Origin of the sequence: Ruegeria sp. HKCCD4884 (assembly GCF_013110855.1) — a bacterium.
In the GTDB taxonomy this organism is placed as follows: Bacteria; Pseudomonadota; Alphaproteobacteria; order Rhodobacterales; family Rhodobacteraceae; genus Ruegeria.
The window spans coordinates 276,813-284,312 of the sequence record NZ_WVRJ01000005.1 but is presented as its reverse complement, the minus strand read 5'-3'; the positions used below and the strand labels follow the sequence as shown (position 1 = coordinate 284,312).

The following is a 7,500-nucleotide window of genomic DNA, read 5'->3' as shown; positions in this document are numbered from 1 at the left end:
CCGCGAAGGTGGCCGCACCGTCGGCGCTGGCGTTGTGTCGAAAATCATCGAGTAAGGCGCGCTTGTCGCGCCTGGTTGCGGCAGGCGATTTTCCTCAGGAAAATCTGCCGGGAGCAACTCGGTAAAGAACTAAAGAAGGCCGTCCCAAATCAGGGCGGCCTTTTTCGTTTTCGGAAACGCCCGCCAAAATGCTACTCTCTTTCATATTGAGACATTGCAATTCGAAAGAGGTCATAAGATGCACGTATCGGCTCGTTCACTCTGTCTTGTCGCGGCACTCGCGTTTTCGTCTTCTTCGGCGGCGTCCCAACAAATCGCGGATCGCATCTATCTCGGCGGTCCAATTGTCACGATGAATGACAAAGGCCCCACTGCCGAAGCGGTCGCAGTCAAAGACGGACGCATACTGGCCGTCGGTTCACTATCTGATCTGTCCACACATCAAGGTGATGGAACGGAAACCTTCAACCTGAACGGACGCGCGATGCTGCCGGGCTTTGTGGACAGCCACGGTCATGTCGTCATGGGTGGATTGCAGGCTTTGTCCGCCAACCTCCTCGCGCCGCCGGATGGGGACGTCTTAGATATTGCGACCCTGCAATCAACACTGTCCAACTGGGCCGCTGAGAACGCGGAAGCCGTTGAGCAGGTGAAAATGATCATCGGCTTTGGCTATGACAATGCGCAACTGAAGGAACTGCGTCACCCGACACGGCAAGATCTGGACATGGTGTCCGAGGATTTGCCTGTGATCATCATTCATCAATCCGGTCATCTGGGGGTCGCAAATTCTAAAGCTCTTGAGTTGGCAGGTATCACCGCCGCTTCAGAGGCACCTCCTGGCGGGGTCATTCAGCTCGATGAAGCCGGAGAACCCAATGGTGTTTTGGAAGAATACGCGTTCTTTTCGGTCCTCGTTCCCATACTTGGAAATCTGGGCGAGGAGGGCTTGGCCGCCTTTGCCAAAGCCGGATCCGAGCTTTGGGCAAAGTTTGGATATACAACCGGACAAGAAGGCAGATCTTCGGGTGAGATTGTCGAGGTGCTCAAGAAAGTTGCAGCTGAAGATGGTCTGCCAATCGACGTGGTCGCTTTTCCAGATGTGCTGGAGTCGAGGGACTATATCGGAGAGAACACCTCGGCTGATTACGGTAACCGCGTCCGGGTCGGCGGCTGCAAGCTTACAATCGACGGCTCGCCGCAAGGTTTCACGGCGTTGCGGGACCGACCCTACTACAACCCAGTTGGAAACTATGCCGCCGGGTATGCCGGTTATGCCGCAATAACGATGGAGCAGCTTCAGGATGCGGTGAACTGGTGTTACGAGAGTGGCTTCCAGATCCTCGTGCATTCCAACGGCGAAGGGGCATCTGACATGTTGATCGCGGCCCTTGAAGAGGCGCAGATCAAATATGGTGACCCGGGCAATCGCCCTGTTTTGATCCACGGCCAATTTCTAAGAGAGGATCAGGTCGCCAGTTTTAAACGGCTGGGCGTGTTTCCATCGCTGTTCCCGATGCATACATTCTATTGGGGTGATTGGCACCGGGATCATACTGTGGGGCCGGTCAACGCTGACAACATCTCACCCACGGGATGGCTGCGAGAACGTGACATGATGTTCGGGACACATCACGATGCCCCGGTCGCATTTCCCGACAGCATGCGTGTACTTGCCGCGACCGTTACGCGTCGCACACGGTCGGGCGACATTTTGGGACCGCATCAGAGGGTCGACGTCATGACTGCCCTGAAAGCCATGACAATTTGGCCTGCCTGGCAGCATTTCGAAGAAGATGAAAAGGGCTCTATCGAAGTTGGCAAAGTTGCGGATTTTGTGATCCTGTCGGATGACCCCACAGCGGTCGACCCCGAAACGCTGGCAGAGCTTGAAGTGCTTGTAACTGTAAAGGGCGACGAGGTCGTCTATGAAGCAGATGAAGGCGTCCGAGAGGGTAACTTGCAGTTCTCGCCATTTTCAAACGACCCTGTGATTGCCCATCTTTTTCTGCATGCGGTTTATCAGGGCATGAAAGTTGAAGACCCATGGCTTGTAGGAAAGGAGCTTGAGTGAACGGCCCGACGAAACCAGAGGTGCGGGCACCAGTAAAAAAACGAACAAACCGATGTCGCTTTGTCAAAAGCGTCGTTCCAGCCCAAGCTCGAAATTGGTCTCAGTAAAACTACAGGCCGGGATGTCGGACTCCGTTCGGCTGTACTCAATCAAACCAAACGGGGAAAACCCGTTTCCAATGAACAGGTCGTTCTTTTCAATCCGTAAACGCGATCCCTAAGAGGTTTCGTTTGGTGTTATCGCGACGACTTATGGGGCAGAGACAAATGGCGAAGTTTACGGAGTGTTTTTTGGCCCGAACGCCCAAGACGTTGGTGGGATATTCCAAGCGTCCGGCGCCAACGGCGTATCGCATATCGGGTCGTTCGGCGCGGATTGATAGACGGAAAGGAGCCCTTTTTGTGAAGGGCTCCTTTCACCGTCGGTAAAGGGCTGAGCTACTGGCCGGTAATGTCAGTCTCGAAACTAGGACAACGCTGATTGTGCTGCTGCGCGTACAGCACGGATGTTCTCACCGTACACGTCCGGCTGGTCCACCGATCCACCTTTGAAAACAGCCGAACCGGCCACCAGTACGTCGGCACCTGCAGCTGCGACCAACGGGGCAGTTTTTGGATCCACGCCACCATCGATTTCGATATGTACCGGACGGTCACCAATCATTTCGCGCAGCTTGCGCACCTTGCCGGTCATATCGATGAATTTCTGACCTCCGAATCCGGGGTTCACCGTCATTACACAAACCAGATCGGTAAGATCCAGCAGGTGCTCGACCGCTTCTGCCGGCGTTCCGGGGTTCAGGGCGACGCCTGCTTTCATACCTGCCGCGCGGATCGCTTGCAGGGTGCGATGTGTATGCGGCCCCGCCTCGACATGTGCGGTCAGAATGTCCGCTCCGGCATCGGCATACGCCTGGATGTAAGGATCAACAGGGGTGATCATCAGGTGTACATCCATCACGGTTTTCACGTGCGGGCGGAAGGCTTTGACGGCGGGTGGGCCAAAGGTCAGGTTCGGAACGAAATGACCATCCATGACATCCACGTGGACCCAATCCGCGCCTTGTGCCTCGATGGCCTGAATCTCTGCTCCGAAGTTGGCGAAGTCGGCAGACAGGATCGATGGAGCAATCTTGATGGTGCGGTCAAAGCTCATGATGGCCTCGTATCAGAAAAAGAGTCGCCGAAGCGTATACCTGTGGGGCAGGGGGATGGATAGCCCCCGCAACGGCTGGTCCGTTACAAAACTTTCACCACGCTGACACATATCCGTTGAATGGCATCTGTAGCTGACCGCCAACATCATTTGGGGGTGGCACGTGCTGCATATCAAGAAACTGACCAAACGCTTTGGCGACAACGTTGCTGTGGATGCTGCGACGCTGGATGTGGACAAGCCTTGCATGATCGGGATTATCGGGCGGTCTGGTGCAGGCAAGTCGACCCTGCTGCGGATGATCAACCGACTGACGGACTCCAGCGATGGTCAGATCCTGTTCGAAGGTCGTGACGTGACCCAACTGAAGGGCCGCGAAAAGCGCGCCTGGCAAGCTGACTGCGCCATGATCTTTCAGCAGTTCAATCTGGTGCCACGTATGGATGTTGTTTCGAACGTTTTGCATGGCACGCTGAACCGCCATTCGACCCTGGCCACCATGTTCAACCTGTTCCCGATGGAAGACATCCATCGCGCTATCGACATACTTGATCGTCTTGGTATTGCCGAGCACGCACCGAAGCGCGCGGAGGCCCTGTCGGGCGGCCAGCAACAGCGCGTCGCTATCGCACGCGCCCTGATGCAGGACCCCAAGATCATTTTGGCGGACGAGCCCATCGCCTCGCTGGACCCAATGAACGCTCAGGTGGTGATGCAGGCGCTGCGCCGTATCCACGAAGAGGACGGTCGCACCGTCATCGCCAACCTGCACACGCTGGACACCGCGCGCCGCTATTGCGACCGCGTTGTCGGTATGCGTGACGGACGCATCGTCTTTGACGGGCTGCCTGAACAACTGACGACCGGTGTTGCCCGTGAAATTTATGGTGCCGATGCCAGCTTCTCGGAAGAGGCGACATCGACCGAGATCGAAACTCTGGACGCCACCCAGAAGGCCCTGATGGAAGCGGAAGCGACCATCTGAGCCACCAACCCCCTTTCATCGCCCGGCCCGATGAAAGGCCGGGGCAATCAAACTGGAGAGAGACAGATGAAAAAACTGATTGCTGCCTTTGCGGCGACAACTGCGTTGGCTGCACCGGCCATGGCACAGGACATCAGCGAATTCCGCATAGGCATTCTGGGCGGTGAGAACGCTCAGGACCGTCTGAACAACAACGAATGCCTGCGCGAATACACCGAAGAAACGCTGGGTGTTGAGACCAAGCTGTTTGCGCCTGCCGATTATAACGGTGTGATCCAGGGTCTGCTGGGCGGCACCATCGACATGGCATGGTTGGGCGCGTCGGGTTACGCCAAAACTTATCTGAGCGATCCCGAAGCGGTTGAGCCGGTTCTGGTTAAGGTAAACGTCGACGGCGGTTACGGGTATTATTCGGTTGGCTTTGCCCGCAAGGACAGCGGCATCACCTCGTTGGAAGACATGAAAGGCAAGACCTTTGGTTTTGGCGATCCGAACTCGACCTCGGGTTACCTGATCCCGTCCATAGAAATCCCGCAGGCCACCGGTGCCACCATGGACTCAGGCGACTACTTTGGTGAAGTGAAGTTCACCGGCGGTCACGAGCAGACCATCGTCGCGGTCAACAATGGTGACGTTGATGGTGGTGTTACCTGGGCCGATGGTCTTGGCAACTGGGAAGACGGATACAACTCGGGCGCGCTGCGCCGTGCAGTTGATGCCGGTCTGGTCGACATGAACGACATGGTTGAAATCTGGAAATCCAAGCCGATCCCGGAAGGTCCGGTTGTTCTGCGTACAGCGCTGCCTGCGGATGTCAAAGAGAAGATGACAGCCCTGATGGCTGGCCTGCACGAGAAAGACCGTGATTGCTTCTACGGCGTTGCCGCAGGTGAGGCGAAAGCGTTCGAGCCGATCACGCATGATGCCTACGAAGTCATCATCGAAGCACGCAAGCTGAAGTCCAACTAAGCCTGCATACCCAATGATCGGGGTCCGGTGAAAATCCGGGCCCCGTTTTTCCACCCAGGAGCATTCCATGACAGACCTGACCGCTGGGTCCCCGACCGTCGACCAGATCCGCGATGACTATACGGCGATGACGCGCCGCAAACGGGTCTATGGTGGTATCCTCCTGATCCTGTTCGTTGCCGTTATGGCCTCGGGCTTTCGTGTTGCTGACGACCGCAACGCTGGCAGTTTCCGCGATGGCTGGACGCGTATTTTCGACTACCCCGCTGAGGTTTTGGCCGAGGCGTGGGAAAAAATCGGCGCGCTGCCGGAAAACCTGGCCAAGTTTTTCCCCGCACTGATCGAAACACTGAATATCGCTGCCGCTTCGACCTTGATCGGTGCGATTGCAGGTACGTTTCTGGCCTTGATGTCGACGCGCGGCATGGCACTTTGGCCCGCCTTGATCCCTTTGTTTCGCCGAATTGCAGATGTGTGCCGTGCCGTCCCCGAGATTGTGATCGCACTTGTACTGATTTTCATCTTGGGCGGTGGTCCGGTGCCGGCAATGATCGCCATTGCTATTCACACAGCAGGTGCGCTGGGCAAGCTGTTCTCCGAAGTCAACGAAAACGCTTCGCTCAAGCCGGTCGAGGGCCTGCATTCGGTGGGTGCGAACTGGTCGCAACGCATGTATCTGGGCGTGATCCCACAGGTCGGTCCCAACTATGTCAGCTATGCGCTGCTGCGGTTCGAAATCAATATTCGCGCCTCGGCCATCCTGGGTTTTGTTGGCGCTGGCGGTCTGGGTTATGAGCTGCGCAACGCCATGTCCTGGGGGCAGGGGCGGTACGATGAGGCCGCGGCCATTTTCCTTCTACTTTTCGTAACAATCGTCGTCGTAGACCAGCTGTCTGGTGTCCTGCGCGACCGTCTGACTCATGGGTCGGAAAAAGGAACCTCGGTATGAGCACCTTCGCAACCAATCTGACCGTCGATGAGCTCAAAGCCGAAGCAGACCGTCTGTTCAGTCGAAAAAGACTGAAGAACTTCGGACTGCCCGCGCTGGTGCTTGTCTATCTGGTCTACGTCTTCTTCGCGTTTGACGTTCCGGGCCTTGCAGCGCGCGCGAATTGGGAAAACGGTAAGACACTGGTATCGGACAGCTACAGCTACAAGACGCATGTCGAGCGTGACAATCGAACCGGCGAAGTCTCGGCCGCGATCGAAGGCGAACGCAAGGGCGCGTATCCTGAAGGTCAGGCCCCGGACTGGGTGACGCTGGGCGAGACAACCGTGATCGATCTGGAAGACGGTCATGTCGTGCGGTTCGGGCCGGAAACGGTCGAGTATGACATCCCCGGTTATGGAACTGTTCGGGCAACACCCAGCCGGTCGGCTGGCGTACAGGCAGAGTTGCCTGCGGGTGACGTGCCAGAGTGGGTCAACGTTTCGAAGAACCGCTTGGCAATCAAGACGGATGCTGGCCGTCTGACCGTCACACGCAATCGGTCGGAAGTGTTTCGCTACTTCACCGGGTGGGAGCTGTTCTGGTTCACGCTCGACAGCCCCTATTACGGCAAGTCCTTCCCCGAACTGGCCGGGCGGGCGGCGTCGGGTGAGGCGGGTGCAATTTTTAATGACTTCTGGACCAACAAGATGTGGCGGCATCAGGATGTGGCCTGGGCGATCTTCGAGACGATCCTGATGGCGTTTTTGGGCACGCTGGGCGCGGCCATGGTCGCGTTGCCACTGGCCTTCCTTGCAACGCGCAACTTCAACCCGATGAAATCCATCCGCTTTGCAACGCGTCGCGTGTTCGACTTTGTGCGCGGTGTGGATGCTTTGATCTGGACCGTGGTGCTGGCCCGCGCCTTTGGTCCCGGACCTTTGACAGGCGCACTTGCCATTCTGGTGACCGACACCGGGACCTTCGGCAAGATCTTCTCGGAAGCGTTGGAGAATGTGGACCAGAAGCAAATCGAAGGCGTTCAGTCCACTGGCGCAAATGCGCCGCAGAGATATCGTTTTGGGGTCATTCCGCAGGTCACACCAGTGTTGCTGAGCCAGCTGTTGTATTTTCTGGAATCCAACACCCGCAGCGCGACGGTGATTGGCGCAATCACAGGCGGTGGCATTGGCCTTCTGCTGACGCAGGCGATCATCACGCAAAAGGATTGGGAAGAGGTCGCATACTACATCATCCTGATCATCCTGATGGTCATGTTGATGGACTGGTTCTCGGGCTGGCTGCGCAAACGGTTGATCCAGGGCGAAACGGGCAAAAAACGCAAACCGCGTGACGCTGCGCGCAAAGCATTCTTGCTACCCTGAGCCG

Annotated in this window: 7 protein-coding genes; 6 read left to right on the top strand and 1 reads right to left on the bottom strand. The window is 56.8% G+C overall.

The window, feature by feature from the left end; genetic code table 11:
* The first annotated feature begins 238 nt into the window (after positions 1 to 238).
* Both GS636_RS10285 and GS636_RS22900 read left to right on the top strand, forming a co-directional pair.
* Positions 239 to 2,074, top strand: a complete 1,836-nt coding sequence (locus GS636_RS10285) for an amidohydrolase (protein WP_171669382.1) — start codon at positions 239 to 241, stop codon at positions 2,072 to 2,074.
* A 238-nt stretch (positions 2,075 to 2,312) separates the two neighbouring features.
* Entirely contained in the window at positions 2,313 to 2,453 is a 141-nt protein-coding gene (locus GS636_RS22900) for a transferrin-binding protein-like solute binding protein (protein ID WP_371808719.1), read from the top strand.
* 86 nt (positions 2,454 to 2,539) lie between these two features.
* On the opposite strand, the gene rpe is transcribed toward GS636_RS22900, so the two are convergent.
* The gene (gene rpe, locus GS636_RS10280; RefSeq protein WP_171094455.1) at positions 2,540 to 3,229 is read right to left on the bottom strand and encodes a ribulose-phosphate 3-epimerase; all 690 of its coding nucleotides are present in this window, start codon (positions 3,227 to 3,229) and stop codon (positions 2,540 to 2,542) included.
* 163 nt (positions 3,230 to 3,392) lie between these two features.
* Here rpe and phnC point away from each other — a divergent pair, with 163 nt between their 5' ends.
* The 4 genes from phnC to phnE (GS636_RS10260) all read left to right on the top strand — a co-directional run bounded on the left by phnC (position 3,393) and on the right by phnE (GS636_RS10260) (position 7,496).
* Positions 3,393 to 4,214, top strand: a complete 822-nt coding sequence (gene phnC, locus GS636_RS10275) for a phosphonate ABC transporter ATP-binding protein (protein WP_171094453.1) — start codon at positions 3,393 to 3,395, stop codon at positions 4,212 to 4,214.
* Between the two features lie 66 nt (positions 4,215 to 4,280).
* Positions 4,281 to 5,183, top strand: coding sequence for a phosphonate ABC transporter substrate-binding protein (gene phnD, locus GS636_RS10270; protein ID WP_171094452.1), 903 nt, complete (start codon positions 4,281 to 4,283; stop codon positions 5,181 to 5,183).
* A 67-nt stretch (positions 5,184 to 5,250) separates the two neighbouring features.
* Positions 5,251 to 6,132 carry a phosphonate ABC transporter, permease protein PhnE gene (gene phnE, locus GS636_RS10265; RefSeq protein WP_171669381.1) on the top strand — a complete coding sequence of 294 codons (882 nt, stop codon included), beginning with the start codon at positions 5,251 to 5,253 and terminating at the stop codon, positions 6,130 to 6,132.
* The gene (phnE, locus tag GS636_RS10260) at positions 6,129 to 7,496 is read left to right on the top strand and encodes a phosphonate ABC transporter, permease protein PhnE (protein ID WP_171669380.1); all 1,368 of its coding nucleotides are present in this window, start codon (positions 6,129 to 6,131) and stop codon (positions 7,494 to 7,496) included. Before phnE (GS636_RS10265) ends, phnE (GS636_RS10260) begins: the two co-directional genes overlap by 4 nt.
* The last annotated feature ends 4 nt before the right edge of the window (positions 7,497 to 7,500 follow it).